A 21,339-nucleotide genomic window follows, 5' to 3' on the forward strand; every position below is an offset into this window, starting at 1 on the left:
CTCATGCCAGTCAGCAGAAGAACATTCCTCGGCGGCGGTCTGGCCGCCGCCGCTGTCGCGGTCACCGGTACGCCGCTGCTGGCCGGGTGTGCTTCGGACAAGAAGAACTCGGCCGCCGCGAACCTGGCGGTGAAGCTGCCGACGTACACGAAGTTCGGCGGGATCAAACCCGACCTGCCCGGCACCGACGTCGTCCTGAACGGCTTCCTGAAGTACCCGGCGAACCCGGTCCGCGCGATCACCGAGACACCCGGCGACGGCAAGCCGATCAGCTTCATGACCAACATCCCCGGCGCCATCCCGCCCGCGGCGGACAAGAACCAGTTCTGGCAGGCCGTGAACGACCGGCTCGGCTCCGAGCTGCAGATCAGCATGGCCTCGAACGACGAGTACAAGGACAAGTTCGCCACCCGGATCGCCGGCGGCGACCTGCCCGACATCCTGAACATCCCGGTCGACACCGTGCAGATCCCCGGCCTGGTGAAGGCCAAGTGCATGGACCTGACCGAGCACCTGTCCGGTGACGCGGTGAAGAAGTACCCGTTCCTGGCGAACATCCCGACCGAGTACTGGAAGGGTTGTGTCTTCAACGGCGCGATCTACGGCGTCCCGGTGCCGCGCGGGATGTCGCGGACGTCGCTGCCGCTCTACCGTGCGGACCTGCTTGCCGCCAAGGGCATCAAGGACCCGGCGCCGAAGAACTTCCAGGAGTTCTTCGACCTGGCCAAGGAGATGACCGCGCCCAAGCAGAACAAGTGGGCCTGGACCAGGGTGCCGCTGTCGACCATCCGGCAGATGCTCGCGATCCCGAACGTCTGGAAGGAGGACGGCGGCAAGTTCACCTCGATGTACGAGCACGAGGCGCAGCTCGAGGCGCTCGAGGCGGGCCGCAAGATGGTCGCGGCCGGCGTGATCAACCCGGACGCGTTCAACGACAAGGCCAGCGCCCGCAAGCAGTGGTTCAACGGCGGGATCGCGTCGTTCGACTACGACAGCTTCGTCGCCTGGAACCAGTACTACGCCGACAACACCGCTGGTGAGGCGTTCTCGGTGAACATGCTCGACGTCCCCGGTTTCGACTCCGGCCAGGGCGCACCGTGGATGGGGTCGGCGCTGAACAACGTCACCGCGTTCAGCAAGGACTCCAAGCACTCGGTGGAGACACTGCTGAAGATCGCCAACTGGATGGCCGCGCCGTTCGGCACCGAGGAGTACCTGTTCCGCAAGTACGGCGTCGCCGGCCGCCACTACTCGTTGCAGGGCACGGACCCGGTGCCGACCAAGACCGGCGTGGTGGAGACCGGTATCGGCCTGCAGTACATCAGCGACTCCGCGTTGGCGCTGTACTGGGCCGGCAAGCCCGACGTACCGCAGAAGCAGCACGCCATCCAGCAGAAGGTGGCCGACCGGCTCGTGTACGACGCGTCGTACGGGCTGTACTCCGACACGCAGTCGAAGAAGCAGACCCAGCTGGCCAAGACGATGACCGACCTGGAGAGCCAGATCGTGCAGGGCAAGAAGCCGGTGTCCGACTGGACCGCGGCGGTCCAGACCTGGAAGTCCTCGGGCGGCGACACGATGCGCTCCGAGCTCGAGAAGGCCTTCGCCGAGGCGGCAGGGAAGTAGATGCTCCAGCGATCCGCCAAGCAACAGCAGCAGCTCAGCCTGGGGCAGCGACTGCTCCGGGACAAGGTGCTGCTGCTGTTCGCGCTGCCCGGGACCGCGCTGATCATCGCGTTCCACTACGTGCCACTGCTGGGGAACGTGATCGCGTTCAAGGACTACCAGCCGTTCCTCGGCATCAGTGGTAGCGACTGGTCCGGCTGGGCCAACTTCGGGGTGATCTTCAACGGCGACCCGGCCTTCCTGCGGGCGCTGAAGAACACGCTGATCCTGACCAGCCTGCAGTCGATCTTCGTGTTCCCGGCGCCGATCCTGCTCGCCCTGCTGTTGAACTCGCTGTTCTCGGAGCGGATCAAGCGGATCGCGCAGAGCATCCTCTACCTGCCGCACTTCATGTCGTGGGTGATTGTGGTCGCGCTGTTCCAGCAGATGCTGGGCGGCAGCGGGTTGCTGAACAACTACCTGCGCTCGCACGACCTGAGCACGATCAACATCATCGGGAACAGTGAGTTGTTCCACGTGCTGCTGACGTCGCAGATCATCTGGAAGGACACCGGCTGGGCGACGATCCTGTTCCTGGCCGCGCTGTCACAGATCGACTCCCAGCTGTACGAGGCGGCCAGCGTCGACGGTGCGAGCCGGATGCGGCAGCTGTGGCACGTCACCCTCCCGGGGCTGCGCGGGATCATCATCCTGCTGTTCATCCTGCGGCTCGGCGACTCACTGACGGTCGGCTTCGAGCAGATCATCCTGCAACAGCAAGCGGTCGGCCGGGACGTGAGCGAAGTACTGGACACCTACGTCTACAACAACGGCGTGATCGGCGGTGCCTGGGGTGTGGCCGCCGCGGTCGGCCTGGTGAAGGGCTTGGTCGGCGTCGCCCTGGTGCTGGCCGCGAACAAGGTGGCGCACATCTTCGGCGAGCAGGGGGTGTACCAGCGATGACACGCAAGATCGTCAACGGCGTACCGATGCCGTCCTGGCCGATGCGGGTCTTCAAGGGCCTCGTCCTGCTGGTGTTCTGTGCGGCGGTGATCCTCCCGTTCGTCGGGGTGATCTCCACCAGCGTGGCGCCGAACAAGCAGATCAACGAGTCCGGCGGGCTGGTGCTGTTCCCGGACTCGGTCAGCTTCGCCGCCTACGAGTCGCTGTTCGCCGGCGGTGTGGTGACCCAGGCACTGTTCGTCAGCGTGTTCGTCACCGTGGTCGGTACGGTGCTCAGTCTCACCGTGTCCTGCCTGCTCGCGTACGCGCTGTCCCGGCCGTCGTTCGCGGCCGGGCGGCCGATCCTGCTGGTCATCCTGTTCAGCATGTTGTTCTCCCCCGGCATCATCCCGACGTACCTGGTGGTCAAGGGGGTCGGGCTGCTGGACAGCATCTGGGCGCTGATCGTGCCGACGATGGTCAGCGCGTTCAACGTGATCGTGCTGCGCGCGTTCTTCATGAACCTGCCGAACGAGATCACCGAGAGCGCCCGGATCGACGGTGCGGGCGAGCTGAAGATCTTCAGCTACATCGTGCTGCCGCTGTCCAAGGCGGTGCTGTCGGTGATCGGCCTGTTCTACGCGGTGGCGTACTGGAACGCGTTCTTCAGCGCCTTGCTGTACCTGAACGACAGCAAGCTGTGGCCGTTGCAGCTGGTGCTGCGAACGTACGTCATCAACGACACCCAACTGGGCAGTGCCGAGCTCGGCACGGAGCTGCTTCCGCCGCAGGCCTCGATCCAGATGGCGATCCTGGTGGTCTCGATCGTGCCGATCCTGATCATCTACCCGTTCCTGCAGCGTCACTTCGCCAAGGGCGTCCTGACCGGCGCCGTCAAGGGATGATCGCGGTGGCGTGACGAGGGTGTCACGAACGGTTGCCCTGAGCCCGCCCGGGGGTTGCCCAGGGCAAACGCCAGGGGTTCGCCTGGGCAAATCCTGAGGGAACGCCAGGTACCGTCGAAAGCTATGGGGACGCAGGCGCTCGAGCGGGTGGGGATCGGTGGGGAAGGCGAGCGGCGGGGCGAGAGGCCCGCGCCGGTCGTCTGGCGGGTGGTTCGGGAAGCGGTCCTGCTGGCGACGTTGTTCCTCGTCTACACCGCGGGCCGGCAGATCGCGGCGAAGCACACCGGCTCCGCGTTCGACCACGCCCGCGAGGTCCTCGCCGTGCAGAACTGGCTGAACCTGCCGGGCGAGGCCTCGATCCAGCAGGCGGCGCTGAAGCTTCCGCACCTGGTCGAAGGAGCGAATCTCTACTACGCCAGTGTCCACGCTCCGCTGACGGCCGCCGTCCTGCTCTGGCTGAGCATCTGGCGGCCGAGGGCGTACACGCACGTCCGCTGGACGATCGTCTCGTTGACCGCTCTGGCGCTGATCGGGCACATCGTGTTCCCGCTCGCCCCGCCGCGGATGATGCCCGGTTTCGTCGACACCGGGCTGCAGTTCGGCCAGTCCGTGTACGGACCGGAGCGGGCCGGCGGGGTGGCGAACCAGTTCGCCGCAATGCCCAGCCTGCACGTCGGCTGGGCCGCTCTGATCGCGCTGTCGATGATTCTGATCACCCGGTCGAGGTGGCGGTGGCTGTGGCTGCTCCACCCGGTCATCACGTTCGCGGTGGTCGTGGTGACGGCCAATCACTACTGGATGGACGGGATCGTCGCGCTGCTGCTGCTCGCGGTCAGCCTGCCGCTGCTGCTCCGCCCCGGCCTGCACGACGACCTGCGAGCGCGTAATTCGGTTTCCCCCCGGCGGGTGCTCAAGTAACGTAGCCGGGCTTCCCCACCCCTTTGCCGGAGGTCCGCTGTGCCCCCTGATACGTCCGACATCCTCCAGGCCGAGAAGGACTACCTGAAGACGTCGCGTGCCGCGCTCGCGGTGATGCGGGAGAAGACCGGCGCGCTGGAGATCCACAGCGCGGACCGGGTGAACACCGAGTTCCTGAAGGCCGCGATCTGGCGGCGGATGAAGGAGCTCGAGGACGACCCCGAGGTGCCGCTGTTCTTCGGCCGGCTGGACTACCTCGAGCCGACCACCGAGACGTTCCACATCGGCCGCCGGCACGTGAACGACGCGCAGGGCGAGCCGCTGGTGGTGGACTGGCGAGCGGACATCTCGGTGCCCTTCTACCGGGCCAGCCGGACCGAGCCGATGGGTGTCGGCATCCGGCGGCGGTTCGGGTTCACCCACGGCGAGATGACCGCCTTCGAGGACGAGGACCTGACGTCGGCCGCGCCGGCCGATCAGCACAGCGACATCCTGGACGCGGAGATCGAACGTCCCCGCTCCGGCCCGATGCGCGACATCGTGGCGACCATCCAGCCTGAGCAGGACGTGATCGTCCGGGCCGGCGTCGAGGACACCATCTGTGTCCAAGGCGCACCCGGGACCGGGAAGACCGCGGTCGGCCTGCACCGCGCGGCGTACCTGCTCTACGCCTACCGGGACCAGCTCAGCCGGGCCGGCGTGCTCGTGGTCGGGCCGAACGCCAGCTTCCTGCGCTACATCGGCGACGTGCTCCCCGCGCTGGGTGAGATCGAGGCGAAGCAGACAACGGTCGAGGAGCTGGTCGCGCGGGTCCGGGTCACCGGGCCGGGTCCTGCGGCAGTCGACGTACTGAAGGGCGATGCCCGGATGGCCGAGGTGCTGCACCGGGCCGTGTGGTCGCAGGTACAGCTGCCGAAGGAGGCCCTGGTCGTCCCGCGCGGATCGCACCGGTGGCGGGTTCCGGCGTACCAGACCGAGGAGCTGGTCAACGAGCTGCGGACCCGAGGCGTCCGGTACGGCGCCGGCCGGGCGATGCTGCCGCAGCGGCTGGCGCACGCCGTACTGCTGCGGATGGAGGCGGCGGGTGACTCGCCGGACGACCGAGTGCAGGACGCGGTCGCGCGGAGCCGCCCGGTCAAGCAGTACGCCGAGGCGCTCTGGCCGGCCGTGGACCCGGCGAAGCTGGTCTTCCGGCTCTTCACAGACCCCGAGCTGCTGGCCGAGCATGCGGACGGGATCCTGACGCCCGACGAGCAGGCGCTGCTGCTGTGGGACAAGGCGCCACGCTCGGCCAGTGCCGCGAAGTGGTCCGTCGCCGATGCCACTCTGATCGACGAGGTAGCCGATCTGGTCGACCGTACGCCGTCACTCGGGCACGTGGTTCTGGACGAGGCGCAGGACCTGTCCGCGATGCAGCTGCGCGCGGTCGGGCGCCGGTGCTCGACCGGCTCGATGACTGTCCTCGGCGACATCGCCCAGGGCACCACTCCGTGGGCGACACCGTCCTGGGACGAGGCACTCAAGCACCTGGGCAAGACCGGTGCCCACACCGAGGAGCTGACCGCGGGCTTCCGGGTGCCCGGTCAGGTGATCGAGTACGCCGCCCGCCTGCTGCCATCGATCGCCCCGCACCTCACTCCGCCCACCGCCGTACGACGTGCGCGCGGTGAGCTCACGATCACGCGCGTACCGGACAGCCTCGCCGCGGCTGTGTCGACCGTCGATGAGGTGTCGGCGCGCCCCGGCTCGATCGGACTGATCGTCCCGGACGCCCTGGTCGGACCGACTCGGAAAGCCCTGCAGGACAAGGGCATCGCGTTCTCGGTGCTGGGCGACGAGGACGACGTCGACGCGCACCTGGACGTCGTACCGGCCTCTCTGGCCAAGGGCCTCGAGTTCGACCATGTCGTGCTGGTCGAGCCCGCCGGCATCGTCGCGGGTGAGGCCGACGAGCGCACCGGCCTCCGCCGCCTCTACGTCTGCCTCACCCGCGCGGTCACGTCGCTGGCCGTCCTGCACAGCGAGGACCTGCCCGCGGTCCTACAGACCTGAACCTTGCGGCCGCCCGAGCGCACGCCAGGGTGGTACGGGCTTGCCCTCGATTCGGGCCCGAGCGCAGGCCAGCCGCCAGCGCCCGTACCCGACTGTCGCACGTACCCCGCGCAGCTGGTCGTCATCGGGCTTACCGTCGAGCACCCGGCCGGCAGCGGCGTACGCAGCCTTCGCCGCCTGTACGTCCGCCAGAGCGTCCGGATTGTCCGCGTGGCCGTCCAGCAGTACTTCCGCGGCATCCAGTTCGGCACCGAACGTGGTGACGTCGTCCCGCGCCTGCGCCCTGCGCTCCTCCAGGGTGACCGCCTCGTCCAGCACGGCGCCGGACGGCGCAGGACCCTCCGCCGTGTCCCGACGCGACCGCCACCACCACCAGCCCAGACCGGCAGCCACCAGCACGCCCACCGTGATCAGGAACGCCACGAGCCAGCCGGGCAGACCACTTGACGCCTTGGGTACGCCGAGCTGGTCCAGCACCCCGTTGAGCGTGCGGACCGGATCGGATCGGCCGTGCTTGCGCAGTTCCTCGGTCAGGACGGGGTCGATGGCGGTGTCGACCCCGACCGCACTCCCCCGCGTGACCAGATCGCCGAACACAACCAGGTAGATCCCGTCCGCCGCCTGCTTGTAGACGACGGTCTCCATGTACGCCTGCGCGGACATCTGCTTGTCCCGCCGGCCGTCGTCGAGCGACTCCGCCGGGAGCACGGCGATCCGGATGGCGGGGTCGTGGTCCTTGACCCGCTCGGCCAGCTTCGCGGCCTCCTTGTCCGGGACGACCGAGCTCTGCGACGGGTCGACGTACACGGGTGACGTCTTCCAGCCGTCGACAACCGTGTTGGGGTCGCTGGAGCCGGTCACCGGGGCGATGAGCAGCAGCAGCGCGGCCAGGAAACGCATGGCCGATAGCCTGCCCTAGACGAGGGCCTACTCAGAAAACGGACACTGTCGCGAGTCTCACCTTCGATCTGGACTGGGTGATCCGCACACGTAGCTCACTGGTCGTCACCGGGCCGTCAAGGGTCAGAATGCGACGCTGCCCAACCGCGCCGAAGGTCGCCACCTGCTGCCAACCGTCGGACGTCCGTACCTCGACCACACCGCTCTCGACCTGCTGACCGAATCGGATGTCCTCGCCGAGTGAGACCCGCCGGACGGTGACCGGCTCCGGCCAGCCCAGCGTGAGCGTGCCGGTGCCCGGGTTTCGCCAGGAGGTATCCGGGTTGCCGTCGATCGCCGCCCGCGGGCTCACGCCGTCACCGGCCGCGTGGGCTTCCCGAGCCAAGTCACAAGGCATGTCCGCGGCCAGTCTGGCTCGCCACTCGGCCAGTCTGGTCACATCACGATGGTCGAACCGGCCCTGGCGGTCAGGCGGGATGTTGAGCAGCAGCACCGAGTTCCGGCCGACTGACTTGTAGTAGATGTCGGTCAGCTGCTCGACCGATCGCGGCTCCTGCTCCGGGTGGTGGAACCAACCCTCCCGGATCGACACATCCGACTCGGCCGGCCACCAGGCCAGCTCGGTCGCACCGGCGTCCCGGCCGGCCAGCAACGCCTTGCGGCTGCCCTGGTCGCCAGCGGCGTACCCGAGGGCGTAGTCCGGCGAACCGTTCGGCTTCGTGATCGTCGGTACGACGCTGAACTCGTCCGGCCGCGCCAGGCCCGACTCGTTGCCGACCCAGCGCACATCCGGGCCGCTGACTGCGATCGTCGCCTGGGGCGCGAGCTCACGGATCAGCGTGTACCAGCTGGGAAAGTCGTACGCCTCCACCTTGTCCGGCGGGATCCGGCCCTGGGCACCGTCGAACCACACCTCGTCCACCGGCCCGTACTCGATCAGCAGCTCGTACAACTGATTGAGCATGTAGGCGCCATAGTCGGAGGCGGTCAGCGTGTACTGCGGCAGGTCGCGGCCGGCCCGGTCGTCGCCCGGCACCAGGGTCGGGATGGTCAGCGGGGTGTGCGCACTGCCGTTGGCGTAGACACCGTCGAGGTACTGGTTCTCGTCTGCCGGCGAGAGGTAGAACCCGACCTTCAGGCCGTACTTGCGCATCGACGTCACGAACGCCCGCACCACGTCACCCTTGCCGTCCTGCCACGAACTCGAGGCGACGCTGTGCTTGCTGTAGCGGGACGGGTACAGCAGGAAGCCGTCATGGTGCTTCACGGTGAGGATGGCGAGCTTGAAGCCGGAGTCACGCAGTGTCCGGGCCCATTGGTCGGTGTCGAGACCGGTCGGCTGGAAGAGGTCTGGATCCTCGTCGCCGTGACCCCACTCCAGCCCGGTGAAGGTGTTCACCCCGAAGTGCAGGAACGCTGTCTGTTCCATCCGCTGCCATGCGACCTGCCGGGCATCCGGCCGGATCGCCGAGGCCTTGGCCACCAGTGAGGTGACACACTCGCCTTCCGCGACGGGCATCGTCCGGGCCGCGCTGAGCTTGCCGACCACACACGGCAGCTCCCCGAGCGCCGGCCGGTAACGTCCGCCGGTATCGACCGAACCCTCGAACCCGACGGTGACCTTGGCGTTCGAGACCACCGGTTTGGCCAGCTGAAGATCTGCCGGGTTGAACGCACCGCTGAACGTCGCCAGCCGCACCTGACGGATTGCCCCGTGGAGACCGCGCTGCAGGGCGGATGGGTGGACCTCGTTGCCGAGCCCGATGTCCGCACCGGAGTCCGGAGGCCAGGTCGCGGCTCCCTCGGTGCTGACCGCGGCCAGCAACTGCTGCCCGTCCAGGAACGCGTGCAAGGTCGCTCCGCCAGTCGTCACCTCATAGGCGAGCGCCAGCACATGCTGCTCACCAACCGCCGGGACCGGAACGCTTTGCACGACGTCACGCCACTCGCCGCCGTTCTCGACGCTGAAGCCGTACTGCAGGTTGCCGCCGTTGTACCGGCCGAAGATCGCCCCGCCGATCGCCGTGATCGTGGCCAGACTTCCTTGGCCGGCGTCGGGGGTGAACACCGTCTCGATCAGGACCGACCGCTGGATGTCGCCGCCGCTGATCGCCGTACCCGGCTGGAAGCGAACACCGTCGGCCCCGCCGCCGAGGACGATGCCACGGGCCGGGTCGAGCGCCTCGGCACCCGATCGGCGGGCGACCGTACCGCCCATCACCTCACCGGTCGCGGCCGTGTAGGTGTCGCCGCTCGAGAACGAACCACCGAACGAGACGTTCAGCACCGTGGCGCGGGTTCGGGCACGTGAATTGTCCATTCACCGATCGGGCGGATCGCTGAAACCCTGTCGTCAGAGCCCAATCAGTGTCAAGGGTCAGTCCACGGCCGCGGCAAGGGCTTGCCCCTCTTCCTCCAGGTGCTCGACCAGCTGGAGTGCCGGATCGCGCCGCAGGGTCACGAGCAGGCCGAGCACGGCCACGTCGAGCACCGCGGCGACCAACGGCAGATAGGTGATTCCGGCGATCTGAATGACCAGACCGCCGACCACCGCGGACAGTCCGGCGCCCAGATAGATCGCGGACGCGTTCAGCGAGATCAGCAGACCACCACCGAGCTCGAGCAGCAGATTCTGGATCGGTGGGTTGAAGGCCCAGGTGAACATGCCCCAGAGGAACAGCGCGGCACCTGCACCGACCACGGTCGTCGCCGTCAGGTCCAGCGTCGCCACCATCACGATGCTGCCCACCAGGACGCCGTACAGAGTCCGCAGACTGCCGAAGCGGTCTGTCGCCCGGCCGCCGAGCAGATTGCCCAGGACGGCGCCCAGTCCGTACATGAGCAGCAAGATCCCCACCGCACTGCCACCGAGGTGCACAGTCTCCTTCAGCAGGGGCACCACGTAGATGTAGACGCTGAACGCGGCGAGGACTCCGAGCACCGACATCGCCAGCACTGTCTGCACCCGGCGATCCGTCACACCGGCGAACCGCTCGCGCAAGCTGACCACAGGCGGCGCGTCCACCTTCGGCAGGGCGGTGCGTTCAAAGATGGCGACCAGCACGGCGACAGCGGCGATCAGGGCGAAGACACCCTTGTAGCCGAGGGTGGGGCCCAACAGGGTGCCGGCCGGTACGCCGAGGACCAGGGCGAAGGTGAGACCACCGAACACGATGGCGACTGCTCTACCGCGCTCCTCCGGTGGCAGTAGGCCTGTCGCGAACAGAGTGGCCGCGGGCGTGTAGACGGCGGCGCCGAAGGCTGCCACGACCCGGCCGACGATCAGCACCGGGTAGTTGGTGGCTACGGCGGCGATCAGGTTGCCGAGCGCGGCGAGGACGAGTGCGGCGATCAGGAGGGTACGGCGCTCCCACCGGCCGGTCAGCGTGGACAGGATCGGCGCACCGACGGCGTACGCGAAGGAGAACGCGGTGGCGAGCTGGCCCGCGGCCGTCAGCGAGACGTGGAGCTCGGAGCTGACGTCGGGCAGCACGCCGGACACGACGTACGCGCTGGTGCCGACCGCGAACGCGCCGGCGCCGAGCAGGTAGATCCGTGCGGACATCGAGGACCTTCCGGACGAGGGTTACTAGTTCGATGGAGATCGTACTACGAAGATCATCGAACTTCGACCGGCGTCGTATCATGGACGCATGAGCAAGAAGATGCTCCCGCAGCCGGCGCGGGACGAGATCCGCGTCGAAGCGGTCCTGCAGGCCCTCGGCGAGCCGGTCCGGCTGCAGATCATCCGCGCACTGGCCGACGCCCCCGACGGCATCGCCTGCGGCGAGATCGAGCTCCCCGTCACCGCCTCCACCCGGGCCCACCATCTCCGCATCCTCCGCGAAGCCGGCGTCCTCACCACCCACACTGAGGGCACCCGCCGCATCAGCACCCTCCGCCGCCAGGACCTCGACACCCTCTACCCCGGCCTCCTCACCGGCATCCTCACCGCCCGCCAGTAGACGGCTGAGCTCCGCACCTCACTGGAGAGCGGGTCAGCCGAGTGCGAACGGGAAGGGGCAACTGCCTGGTAACCGCAAGGTCTCGGTGGGGAGATCGAGCGTTTGCTGTGCGGGTGTGGCTGGCAGACTGTTGCGGTGGTGGAGCAGCGTGCGAGGTGGGGCGAGCTGGTGCCCGGCTCGGACCAGCTTGCTGACGAGCTGGTCGCCCGGTACGTCGACCGCAACCGCCGCGCCTACCGCGACAACTACCTGGACGTCGTCCTCACCGCCCTCGACTCCCTCATCCAGCTCTCCACCGACCCGACCTCCGTCCGCCTGGCCGCCTGGTTCCACCGAGCCGTGCATGCCCCCGGCGGCACCCCGGTCGAGGACGCCGAGGCCTCCGCCCACCTGGCCCAGGAGCTTCTCCCGCAGTACGGCGTACCACCCATCCGCATCGCCGAAGTCGCCCGCCTGATCCGCCTCACCGGCGACCTCGCCGCACCCCCACCGGATGCCTACGCCCCACCCCGCCGCGATGCGAACGGCGACGTACTGCTCGACGCCGTCAACGCCATCCTCGCCTCGGACCCCAGCCGGTACGCCAACCACACCTCAGAGGTACGTCGTGACGCCGCCGACCGGAAGTCGGCACTCGAGCATCGGTACGACGAGGTCCGCGAACTACTCGACGGCCACCTGTACCGGACCCAGCTGGCCCGGCAACGCCTCGGCCCGGTCGCCCGACTCAACCTCGAGTCAGAGCTGAGCAGACTGGACAGTGAGCTCCCCGCGCCTTGGCGTGGTTGGCAGCAGGCCGCACTCACCGCGACCGCCACCTTCAGCGCGATCGCGTCCGCAGTGGTCGCCATCGCCGCGTCGGGCGCCTCGTGGCAGGTCCCAGCCCTGGACGATGAGGTCGGCTGGCCTCCCGTCGTACTGGCAGCTGCCGCGCTGCTCAGCGCACCTGTCCTGTTCCGATGCGCCCGCAGCGCCAGCCAACGCTCACTGCTTATCGCAGGCGCAGTAGTGGCCGCCGCAGTGACCGGACTGCTCGTCGCCTGGGCTCAAATGCCCAGAACCAACGCAGCCGTCGGCGTGGGCCTCCGAGTCCCGCTGCTCATCTCAGCCCTGCTCCTACTCCTCCTGGCCGGCTCAGCGGCACTGGTTGCCTCACTCCTACGTACGAGTGCCGCGCGTTTCCTCCCGTCGAGGAACCTCGGCCAGCAACTCGCGTGGCTGGTAGTGCCCGCAGTGGTGGCACTGGTCCTCCTGCTGATCATCCAGCCACTGGCACGCAACTACGTGCTGAGCTCCAACGAGCGCGTGGAGGACGCGGACCGTCCGGCCGGCAAGGCCACACCCTCCGTGCTCGACGGCAACGTCGCGTGGGTCAGTAAGTCGCTGCGCGGATCAGGAGCCGAGGATGCGATCGGCACCAGGTACGGCATCGCCATCGCCAGGCAGTCCGGCGTGGTGGAGATGCTGGACGCGGCCACCGGCGTACTGCGCTGGCGCTACAGCCGGTCCGACTCCGACGAGAAGCCGGACATCGCGGCGACCGGTAATGGCGACTACGTGCTCGCTCAGTTCGCCGACGTCGGCTACCTGCTGCTCGACGCGAACACCGGCGAGCGCAAGGCGGCCTGGCCGGGCCGTACCCGCGACCACCTCATCCAGCAGGCCGAACCGCTGCTGACCGGCGAACGTGTCGCGCGCGGCTCCGACAAGCTGCGCGGCGTCGACCCGGACGGCCACGCGCGGTGGACGTTCGAGCCGGGCCGGTGCACGGGGATCGGCGCAGTGGCGACCACCGACACCGTGGTCACCTTCCTCGGCCGCAGCTGCGGTGATGAGGATGACGAGATGGTCGGCCTCGACCTGAAGTCCGGCAAGAAGCTGTGGACCAAGAAGTCCGGCGACACCTACCGGCGGCCGATCGTCGTGGCCGGTCTGGTGGTCGTGGCCGAGCCCGGCGACGACTCCGACGTACCCCTTGCTCTCACCGCGCTCGATCCGCGGACCGGTGAGGCCAAGTGGCGGTGGCCGGTGCCGCGGACCTGGGCGTGCCGGACGCTTCTCAACGGGGCCGGCAAGTACTTGATCGTGGTCGACTGCCCGGTTTCCAGGAAGCTGGAGAACGGGAAGACGCTGGTCACCGCGATCGACGCCACCACCGGTCAGACGGCGTGGCAGACGACAGCACCGGTCAACCCACGGGCCAAGGTCACCGTCACCGCGGACGGCCGGGTGATCTCGCTGAGCCGCGGCTCGGACGCGTGCTGGGCCAACGTGATCAGCCGGACCGGCTTCCGCCAGGTCCGCCTCCCCACCGGCATCTCCTGCAGCCGCGACGCCCGAGCCATCGGCAACCTGGTCCTCACCTCAGGCTCCGACACCGTCATCGCGCTGCGTTGAGCTGTCCTTCCGCGGACGCCAGCAGCTCGACTACTCGGGCGCCGAACGCGACGTCGACCGGATGCGGCTCGCCGGACTCGGCCGCGGCGACCAGCTCCTGCACGGCCAGCGCGAACGACTCCACCGCGGGCGTCTCGCTCTGCGGGAGGATCGCCGTACCGGACTCTCCCCAGATGCCGGTCTCGAAGTTGCTGCCCTCCGGAGGCGCGAACAGCGACAGGCTCGCGGTACTGGTCGCACCTGACTCGTGCGCCACGACCAGGTGCACCAGATCGCCCTCACCGCCGACGGCCGTCACCCCGGTGATCGGACCGAGCATCGCGGTCAGGTTGGACAGCGCGTGCGGCCCGACGTCCCAGAGCGCACCACGCTGCTCCCGCCGCCAGGGCGAGTCCGTGAACGGGTTGCCCGGCGCATCGAGGGCGGCCAGCATCCGGGACCAGCCGCCCTTCCAGCCACCCTTGGCCCGCACGTCCGTGAAGAACCGCCGCATCGGCGGCTCGAACCGGTGCGTGAAGAACACCACCGACGCGACCCCCTCGTCCGCGACCTCGTCGGCCAGCGCCCGGGCATCCTCGAGCGAGTCCGCCACCGGCTTGTCCAGCAGCAGGTGCTTGCCCACCGCGGCGGCCTCGAGCGCCATCGACGCCTGCACCTTCGGCGGTACGGCGAACGCGAGCGCGTCGACCGACTCCAGTAACTCCGCGTAGTCGCCGTACGCGGAGACCTCCAGGTCGGCCGCGATCGCGGCGGTTCTCGCGGCGTCCCGGCCCCAGACGCCCACCAAGTCGGCGTCCGGCGCCGCGCGCAGGCCGGGCCCGTGCGTCAGCTTCGCCCACGGACCGGTGCCTACCAGGCCGAATCGCATCCGTCCTCCATCTCGTTGCCGGACCACCCCGATCGGCGTGACCCGGCCAATCGGTGTGCCCTGGCCCTCATGTGATCTGGACCGCAATTGCACGGGTGGGATTCGATGCCGGACGCACCCATCGTGCTGGTCAGGTGACGAGCCGATATCGCTTTGGCCACGAGACTATCCGGGAGCCCCGGTTCGGTCGGCCCAGGCTCCCACCGGGTGCGAGACTCCCAGCCATGGACCTGCGCGACCAGTGGAATCGCCTGCTGCCGCACGCGCAGCCGTTGGGCGAGGACCTGCTGGGTCGTTACGCAGAGCAACACCGCCACTATCACGACCAGCGGCACCTGACCGAGGTGCTGGCGACCATCGACGAACTGGCCGACGCCGCCGACGACGCCGATACGGTCCGGCTGGCCGCCTGGTTCCACGACGCGATCTACGATCCACAGGCCGACCCCGGTGAGAACGAGGAGCTCTCGGCCCAGCTGGCCGAGCTCGAGCTGGCCGCGTACGGCGTCGACGCCGAGCGGGTCGAGGAGATCGGCCGCCTGGTCCGCCTCACCGCCAAGCACGACTGCGAGCCGGACGACGCGAACGGCGCGGTCCTGTGCGACGCCGACCTACGCATCCTCGGCATGCCCACCGAGCGGTACGACGAGTACGCCGAAGGCATCCGGCAGGAGTACGCGCACATCGCCGACCGTGAGTTCGCCCGCGGCCGGATGTCGTTCCTGCAGGGCCTGGCCGAGACCCGGTTGTACGCGACCGCGAAGGGTCATGACGAGTGGGAACAGGCGGCCCGGGACAACATCGCCCGGGAGGTCGAGTCCTGGGTCCCTAAGGCGGCCCGGCCGATCGGCGGGCTGATCCCGATCGTCTACTTCGGCGCTGCCCTCGGTGCGGTCGTGGCCGCGTCGGTCCTGCTCGGACGTGGTCTCGGCGCTGCCCCGAAGTGGCCGGCCGCCCCAGACGAGGTCACCGGCTTCCCAGTCTGGGCACCCATCGCCGGTACGGCGTTGTCCGCCGGTCTGGCCTGTGCATGGTTTCGCCGGGCCCAGCCGCGGCTGGTGACCTACCCCGCTCTGGCCTTCGCCGTGGTCGGTGCGATCGCGGTCGGTCTCTGCTGGTGGCGCTGGCCCGCGGCACAACCAGGTGCGGCGATGTCCGAGCGGTGGCCGTACCTCCTGCTGGCGTCTGTCGCCATGGTCCTCGCCGGCGCGCTCCTGGCGTTGGCGAGACGCCTGCGGCTGGCACCGGCGTACGCACAGGCTCCCCCGCGGCTGCTGAGTCTCGGTGTGACCGTGGTGTGCGGGTCACTGCTCGCGTGGATCGTGGTGTCGGCCGGTGAGCCGTTCGTCCAGGCCCGGCTGGAGACAGCCAACACGGTCAGCACCACCACGACCACCAAGCCCGAACAGCAGCCGGTACAACTCGACGGAGCCCTCGCCTGGAGTCGCGAGGTGCCGGCCACCGGTGCCATCGCCGGTACGGCGGGCGGCGTCGCCGAGCTGCGCCCGGACGGCGTGGTCATGTCCGACGCGAACACCGGCCAGATCCGGTGGCGATACTCCCGCGCCGACGTCAACGACGCTGCCTCCAGCGGTTCCAAGGGCTTACTGGTCTCCAGTGACGGCCGTACCCTCGCCGCCCATCTCCCGTACGCCGGATCCCGCGCGCCGAGTGGCATCGACCTGCCGACGTACGCCGTACTCGATGCGGTGAGCGGGAAGGTGCTCACCGAGGTGCACACCGACGGCACGGCTCTCGCGGTGGACGCGAACCAGCTGCTGGTGTCCGAGGGCAACTACGTCGTGGCGCATGGTGTGAGCAGTCCGACACACTGGCGGACGCAACTGCGCTGCAACGTGACGCAAGGCGAGCTCATGGGTGACCAGGCCGTTGTCGTCGATGCATGTGGTGGCAACGGTGCCGTCGTACGCGGACTGGACCTGAAGAACGGCGACCAGCGGTGGGAGGTCGATCTGGGTACCCGGTTCGACGTGAGTGCGGAGCTGGACCCGGCCACGTGGGTCGGTGACCTCGTCGCCGTACCTGACACTCGTGAGGTCTCCGGCCTCATCTGGACCGGTGCTGCCGGTGGAACGCTCCACCAGTGGTCCGTCGACGTGGGTGAGGGCCGCATCATCTGGACGACGCCAGTGCCGGGCACACCGCGCCCGCGGCTCGGGTCGTCCTCGTGCGACTCGCAGCTCGCCGCCACCCGCGCGTCCCTGGTGATGATCACCTGCCGGAACGCCACCGACCCCGGGCAGCCCCAGACGTACGACGTCTCCGCGGTCAGCCCGGCGGACGGGACACCGCAGTGGCACCACCTGCTGGAAGTGCCGCCGAAGCTGCAGCAGCCGACGTACCCGCGGGACGGGTTCGGCCTGCTGCCGGACGGCCGTGTGGTCACGCTGATGCCGCAGACCAACGGGAGCTGTTCGCCGGTGATGATCGGCACCACCGGCATCCGGCCCCGCCCGATCCTGGCCGGCCCGACCGCCGAGTCGGTCGCCCAGTCCGAAGAGGTCACCTGCAACAAGCCGGCGGTCACGGTCGCCGGCGCCCGCCCCGTCTTCTCCGACGGCACCCGCCTCTTCGCCCTGAACTGACGCGTCCGCCGCCCGGGCAGGGCGTCGTACCCGATCGGGAATTCCGTTGCCTGGGGCAGCGTTACTGCCTACCGTGATGCGCATGTTCCGCGTGGTTCTCGAGCACAACCTGTCAGGCACCGGCCTGACGGGTGCTGCCGCGTGGGCGACGTCAGTCGATTCAGATCTCTTCACCGGCACGCACTGCGTTGCCGATGAGCGAGGGCGACCCTCTTCCTGCTGACCAGGACCCGCGGAGGAGGGTGGACCGCTCACCGGCCCCCTCCCGCGTGGTGACAGCGCTGCGGAAGGAGCCGGGGGTCCTGGCTCGATCGAATCTTCTGACACGCAAAGGAAACAGTCATGGCCAAGAGCCAGTTCGTGCGGACCAAGCCGCACCTCAACATCGGCACGATGGGTCACGTCGACCACGGCAAGACCACCCTCACCGCCGCGATCACCAAGGTGCTCGCCGAGCGCGACCCGTCCGTCAACCGGTTCGTCGCTTTCGACGGTATCGACCGGGCGCCGGAGGAGGTCGCGCGCGGGATCACCATCAACATCTCGCACGTCGAGTACGAGACCGCCACCCGGCACTACGCGCACGTCGACATGCCCGGGCACGCCGACTACGTGAAGAACATGATCACCGGCGCCGCCCAGGTGGACGCCGCGATCCTGGTCGTCTCGGCGCAGGACGGCGCCATGCCGCAGACGCGTGAGCACGTGCTGCTCGCGCGCCGGGTGGGCGTGCCGTACCTGGTGGTCGCGCTGAACAAGGCGGACACCGTCGACGACCCCGAGCTGCTCGACCTGGTCGAGCTGGAGGTCCGCGAACTCCTGTCGGAGTACGGCTTCCCGGGCGACGACGTCCCCGTCGTACGCGTCTCCGGACTGCGTGCGCTCGAGGGCGACCCGCAGTGGACCGCCGCAATCGGCGAGCTGCTGGACGCGGTCGACAACTACGTGCCGGTCCCGGACCGTGAGCTGGGCGAGCCGTTCCTGATGCCGATCGAGAACGTGCTCACCATCAGCGGCCGAGGCACCGTGGTCACCGGCGCGGTCGAGCGTGGTGCGCTGAAGCTCGGCGACGCGGTCGAGGTGGTCGGCCTGGGTCCGACCGTCACCAGTACGGCGATCGGCCTGGAGACGTTCGGGAAGTCGCTGGAGTCCGCGGAGGCGGGTGACAACGCGGCGGTGCTGCTGCGCGGCGTGAAGCGCGACGAGGTCCGTCGCGGCCAGGTGGTGGCGTTGCCGGGCAGCGTGCAACCGCACCGGAAGTTCCGGGCCCAGCTGCACGCCCTGTCCACCTCCGAAGGCGGCCGCCACAGCCCCTTCGGTTCGGACTACCGCCCGCAGTTCTACTTCCGTACGACGGACGTCGACGGCGGCATCGACCTCGGTGACACCGCCCTGGTCATGCCCGGCGACACCGTCGACCTCACGGTAGAACTGTCGAAGCCCATCGCCATGAACCCCGGCCTGGGCTTCGCCGTCCGCGAAGGCGGCCACACCGTGGCCGCCGGCACCGTGACAGAGCTGCTCGACTGAACAACGGCCCTCAGTTGCCTCAAGCAACTGAGGGCCGTTTCACCTGCCTTTGCGCTGGCGGAGGCCGGCGGCTATGAGACGGCGGACGAGTTCCCGGCTGGAGACTGGTACGGCGCCGGCGGCGATCAGGTCGTCGTACCTGTCGCTGGGGACGTCGTAGTGGTCGCGGTCGAAGCCGCGGGCCGGGATGCCTGCTGCTCGGGCGAAGGCGTGCAGTTCCTCGTACGACTCGTCGCTGACCAGGTGGGACCAGACTCTGTTCCAGGCGGGCCAGGCTGGTGGGTCGATCAGGATCACGCGTCAGCGTCCCGGTTGTCCTGGGCATCGAGCAGGTTGCGCCAGGCCCGGACGAAGCGCGAGTTCACGTACGCCTTCGTCCAGGAGCCGTCCTGACGCACCGACGAGCCGACATGGAAACGCCGTACGCCGCTCTGATACAGCCAGGGCACGTGCTCCGGCCGCAACGAGCCGCCCGCCATCATCACCGTCGCGACCGCCGGCTCGTCCTTGGCGAGCTTGCACAGGTCGTCCAGTCCGTGGGCGACCCCGAGCGCCGACCCGGCCGTCAGCACACAGTCCAGCCCCGGCAACGTCCGCAGGGCGCGCCAAGCCGACCGTTGCTCCAGTACGGCGTCAATCGCGCGGTGGAAGGTCCACGACGTACTAGGGAATGTGCTGGCCAGTGCGGCCACCGACTCGACGTCGACCTCGTTGTCCGGGGTCAGGAAGCCCAGCACGAACCCATCTGCTCCCGCCGACAGGTACGACTGCGCCATCGCGGTCAGGCGGTTGAGCTCAGCGCCGTTGGTGGTGAAGGAGTCCGACAGCCGCAGCATGACCCGTAGCGGCAGATCGGTCGAGCGCCGGATCGCACTCACTGTCGACACCGATGGCGACAACCCGTCGGCCTCCATCGACGCGCACAGCTCCAGCCGGTCCGCCCCGCCCTCTTGTGCCGCCTCCGCATCCGCCGGATGCAGCGCGATGACCTCCAGCAACGACCCCATGCCCGCCATCATCCCGCACCGGCCGGGGCCTCCGCGTCCGGTTCCGATCACTTTCCGGAGCACTGCTGCCACCAGGCGACAGCAATCTTCCGGAAACCACCGGTGCACCGAGGCGGAGGGAAGGTTCGGAAATAGGTGTTGCGCTGGCGAGGGGCTCTTCTGTATCGTTTTTCTAGAACGATCTAGAAGATCGATACAGAAGACACCAGGGAGAGGAGACGGGGACATGGGCGGAGTCACACTCAAGACCGTGGCGCAGGCCGTCGGGGTGTCCCCGTCGACCGTCTCCAACGCCTACAACAAACCCGACCAGCTGTCCGCCGCGCTGCGCGAGCGGATCCTGGCCACCGCCCAGGAGCTCGGCTACGCCGGCCCGGACGCGTCCGCCCGGGCGCTCCGCAGCGGCAAGGCCGGTGCGATCGGGGTGCTGTTCACCGACAAGCTGGCGTACGCGTTCTCGGATCCGTACGCGGTCGGCTTCCTGGCCGGCCTGTCCGAGGTCGCCGAGGAGTTCAGCACCAGCCTGCTGCTGATGCCGCTCAGCTCGGGCGACATCGTCGGCGGCAGCAACGCGGTCCAGCAGGCGGCCATCGACGCGGCGGCGATCTTCTGCGTGCCCGGCAACCACCCCGCGGTGGACATCCTGACGGCGCGCGGGATCCCGACGGTCTCGACCGACCGGGGTGACCACCCGGACCTGTGCTGGGTGGCGATCGACGAGGTCGAGGCGGCGGCCAAGCTGGGCCAGCACCTGACCCGGCTCGGGCACCGCGACATCGTCGTCCTGGTCGACAAGGCCGAGGCGAAGGACGGAGCGGTGGAGCTGTCCTTCGACGAGGTCGGCTGCAGCGACTGCGAGGCCCGGATCCAAGGTCTGGAGAAGGCCATGCCGGCCGCCCAGATGCGGATCGTCTCCGGCGGCTACAACTCCTTCGACTCCGGCCTCAAGGGCGCCGAGTACGTGCTCGACTCACAGGACCGGCCGACCGCGATAGTCGGGCTGAGCGACGTACAGGCCCTGGGCGCGATGGAAGCGATGAAGGTCCGCGGACTGACCCCAGGGCGGGATTTGACCGTGGCCGGATTCGACGACATCCCGGCGGCCGAGCCGGCCGGGCTGACCACGATCCGCCAGCCGATCAAGGACAAGGGCCGCAGGGTCGGCCGGATCCTGCTCGACCCGGCGACCACCGAACGCCAGGTGCTGATGCCGACCGAACTGGTCGTCCGCTCCAGCAGCGGCCCCGCACCGAAGCGCTGACAACCACAGAGAACACCTAGGACCCCATCGGGTTCCTGGGGCGATCAACCACGACCTCCGACGGCCGACCGGCCGCCGGCCGACCGAACACGCTCTCGGGAAGGGAGCAGAACCATGACGTACTTCATCGCCGGCAACACCGCTGTCGAGAACGCTCGCAACCTGGCGCAGTCGGCTCTTCCGAACGCACCCCAGCAGCCGTACGACGAGCCGGCCCCGCGCCGCACCATCGCGGTCCGGGCCCGGATCAGCGCCGTACTCCGAACCGCCGCCGAACGCGAACTCCGCCTGGCCGACCGCATCGACCCGCGCCCCAGCTGCTCCCCGACCGCCGGGTGACCCGTCCCCCACTCCCGCCACAAGGGTTGCCCTCGAGATTGCGG

17 protein-coding genes are annotated in these 21,339 nt (G+C 68.9%); 11 read left to right on the forward strand and 6 right to left on the reverse strand.

Translation table 11 applies throughout. The annotated features are described in order from the left end of the window. Positions 1-3: 3 nt before the first annotated feature. The 5 genes from AB0F43_RS34585 to AB0F43_RS34605 all read left to right on the forward strand — a co-directional run bounded on the left by AB0F43_RS34585 (position 4) and on the right by AB0F43_RS34605 (position 6,422). Positions 4-1,626, forward strand: coding sequence for an ABC transporter substrate-binding protein (locus tag AB0F43_RS34585; protein WP_360486810.1), 1,623 nt, complete (start codon positions 4-6; stop codon positions 1,624-1,626). Next, complete coding sequence (locus AB0F43_RS34590; RefSeq protein ID WP_360486813.1) at positions 1,627-2,568, forward strand: ABC transporter permease subunit; 942 nt, start codon at positions 1,627-1,629, stop codon at positions 2,566-2,568. Further along, on the forward strand, positions 2,565-3,452 hold the full coding sequence (locus tag AB0F43_RS34595; RefSeq protein ID WP_360486816.1) for a carbohydrate ABC transporter permease: 888 nt from the start codon (positions 2,565-2,567) through the stop codon (positions 3,450-3,452). The genes AB0F43_RS34590 and AB0F43_RS34595 overlap by 4 nt, the downstream gene beginning before the upstream one ends. Positions 3,453-3,575: 123 nt before the next feature. Further along, positions 3,576-4,370: a phosphatase PAP2 family protein gene (locus AB0F43_RS34600; protein ID WP_360486819.1), complete on the forward strand. Its 795-nt coding sequence runs from the start codon at positions 3,576-3,578 to the stop codon at positions 4,368-4,370. A 39-nt stretch (positions 4,371-4,409) separates the two neighbouring features. Continuing rightward, complete coding sequence (locus AB0F43_RS34605) at positions 4,410-6,422, forward strand: AAA family ATPase (RefSeq protein ID WP_360486822.1); 2,013 nt, start codon at positions 4,410-4,412, stop codon at positions 6,420-6,422. On the opposite strand, the gene AB0F43_RS34610 is transcribed toward AB0F43_RS34605, so the two are convergent. The 3 genes from AB0F43_RS34610 to AB0F43_RS34620 are packed head-to-tail and all read right to left on the reverse strand — an operon-like array spanning position 6,411 to position 10,887. Beyond that, positions 6,411-7,322, reverse strand: coding sequence for a hypothetical protein (locus AB0F43_RS34610; RefSeq protein WP_360486825.1), 912 nt, complete (start codon positions 7,320-7,322; stop codon positions 6,411-6,413). The genes AB0F43_RS34605 and AB0F43_RS34610 overlap by 12 nt on opposite strands. A gap of 31 nt (positions 7,323-7,353) precedes the next feature. After that, positions 7,354-9,642, reverse strand: a complete 2,289-nt coding sequence (locus AB0F43_RS34615) for an alpha-L-fucosidase (protein WP_360486828.1) — start codon at positions 9,640-9,642, stop codon at positions 7,354-7,356. Positions 9,643-9,699: 57 nt separating this feature from the next. After that, positions 9,700-10,887 (reverse strand): MFS transporter, encoded by a 1,188-nt coding sequence (locus AB0F43_RS34620; RefSeq protein ID WP_360486831.1) that lies wholly within the window; start codon positions 10,885-10,887, stop codon positions 9,700-9,702. 88 nt (positions 10,888-10,975) lie between these two features. Here AB0F43_RS34620 and AB0F43_RS34625 point away from each other — a divergent pair, with 88 nt between their 5' ends. Both AB0F43_RS34625 and AB0F43_RS34630 read left to right on the forward strand, forming a co-directional pair. Continuing rightward, positions 10,976-11,287, forward strand: coding sequence for a helix-turn-helix domain-containing protein (locus tag AB0F43_RS34625; protein WP_360486834.1), 312 nt, complete (start codon positions 10,976-10,978; stop codon positions 11,285-11,287). A 135-nt stretch (positions 11,288-11,422) separates the two neighbouring features. Further along, positions 11,423-13,684 carry a PQQ-binding-like beta-propeller repeat protein gene (locus AB0F43_RS34630; protein WP_360486837.1) on the forward strand — a complete coding sequence of 754 codons (2,262 nt, stop codon included), beginning with the start codon at positions 11,423-11,425 and terminating at the stop codon, positions 13,682-13,684. Here the strand turns inward: AB0F43_RS34630 and AB0F43_RS34635 are convergent. After that, positions 13,668-14,552: a Gfo/Idh/MocA family oxidoreductase gene (locus tag AB0F43_RS34635; RefSeq protein WP_360486840.1), complete on the reverse strand. Its 885-nt coding sequence runs from the start codon at positions 14,550-14,552 to the stop codon at positions 13,668-13,670. The two genes, AB0F43_RS34630 and AB0F43_RS34635, sit on opposite strands and share 17 nt — an antisense overlap. A 224-nt stretch (positions 14,553-14,776) precedes the next feature. Here AB0F43_RS34635 and AB0F43_RS34640 point away from each other — a divergent pair, with 224 nt between their 5' ends. Continuing rightward, positions 14,777-17,158: a hypothetical protein gene (locus AB0F43_RS34640; RefSeq protein ID WP_360486843.1), complete on the forward strand. Its 2,382-nt coding sequence runs from the start codon at positions 14,777-14,779 to the stop codon at positions 17,156-17,158. Between the two features lie 342 nt (positions 17,159-17,500). Continuing rightward, positions 17,501-18,688 (forward strand): elongation factor Tu, encoded by a 1,188-nt coding sequence (tuf, locus tag AB0F43_RS34645; protein WP_360486846.1) that lies wholly within the window; start codon positions 17,501-17,503, stop codon positions 18,686-18,688. Between the two features lie 39 nt (positions 18,689-18,727). Here the strand turns inward: tuf and AB0F43_RS34650 are convergent, their stop codons facing one another. Both AB0F43_RS34650 and AB0F43_RS34655 read right to left on the reverse strand, forming a co-directional pair. Next, the gene (locus AB0F43_RS34650; protein WP_360486849.1) at positions 18,728-18,985 is read right to left on the reverse strand and encodes a DUF4031 domain-containing protein; all 258 of its coding nucleotides are present in this window, start codon (positions 18,983-18,985) and stop codon (positions 18,728-18,730) included. Next, positions 18,982-19,695: a copper homeostasis protein CutC gene (locus AB0F43_RS34655; RefSeq protein ID WP_360486852.1), complete on the reverse strand. Its 714-nt coding sequence runs from the start codon at positions 19,693-19,695 to the stop codon at positions 18,982-18,984. The genes AB0F43_RS34650 and AB0F43_RS34655 overlap by 4 nt, the downstream gene beginning before the upstream one ends. Before the next feature lie 226 nt (positions 19,696-19,921). Here AB0F43_RS34655 and AB0F43_RS34660 point away from each other — a divergent pair, with 226 nt between their 5' ends. Together AB0F43_RS34660 and AB0F43_RS34665 are read left to right on the forward strand one after the other, a co-directional pair. Further along, a complete protein-coding gene (locus tag AB0F43_RS34660; RefSeq protein WP_360486855.1) occupies positions 19,922-20,956 on the forward strand; it encodes a LacI family DNA-binding transcriptional regulator in 1,035 nt (344 codons plus the stop codon). 114 nt (positions 20,957-21,070) lie between these two features. Next, positions 21,071-21,295, forward strand: a complete 225-nt coding sequence (locus AB0F43_RS34665; protein WP_360486858.1) for a hypothetical protein — start codon at positions 21,071-21,073, stop codon at positions 21,293-21,295. Positions 21,296-21,339 lie beyond the last annotated feature (44 nt).

This window comes from Kribbella sp. NPDC023972, assembly GCF_040639075.1.
Lineage (GTDB): Bacteria > Actinomycetota > Actinomycetes > Propionibacteriales > Kribbellaceae > Kribbella.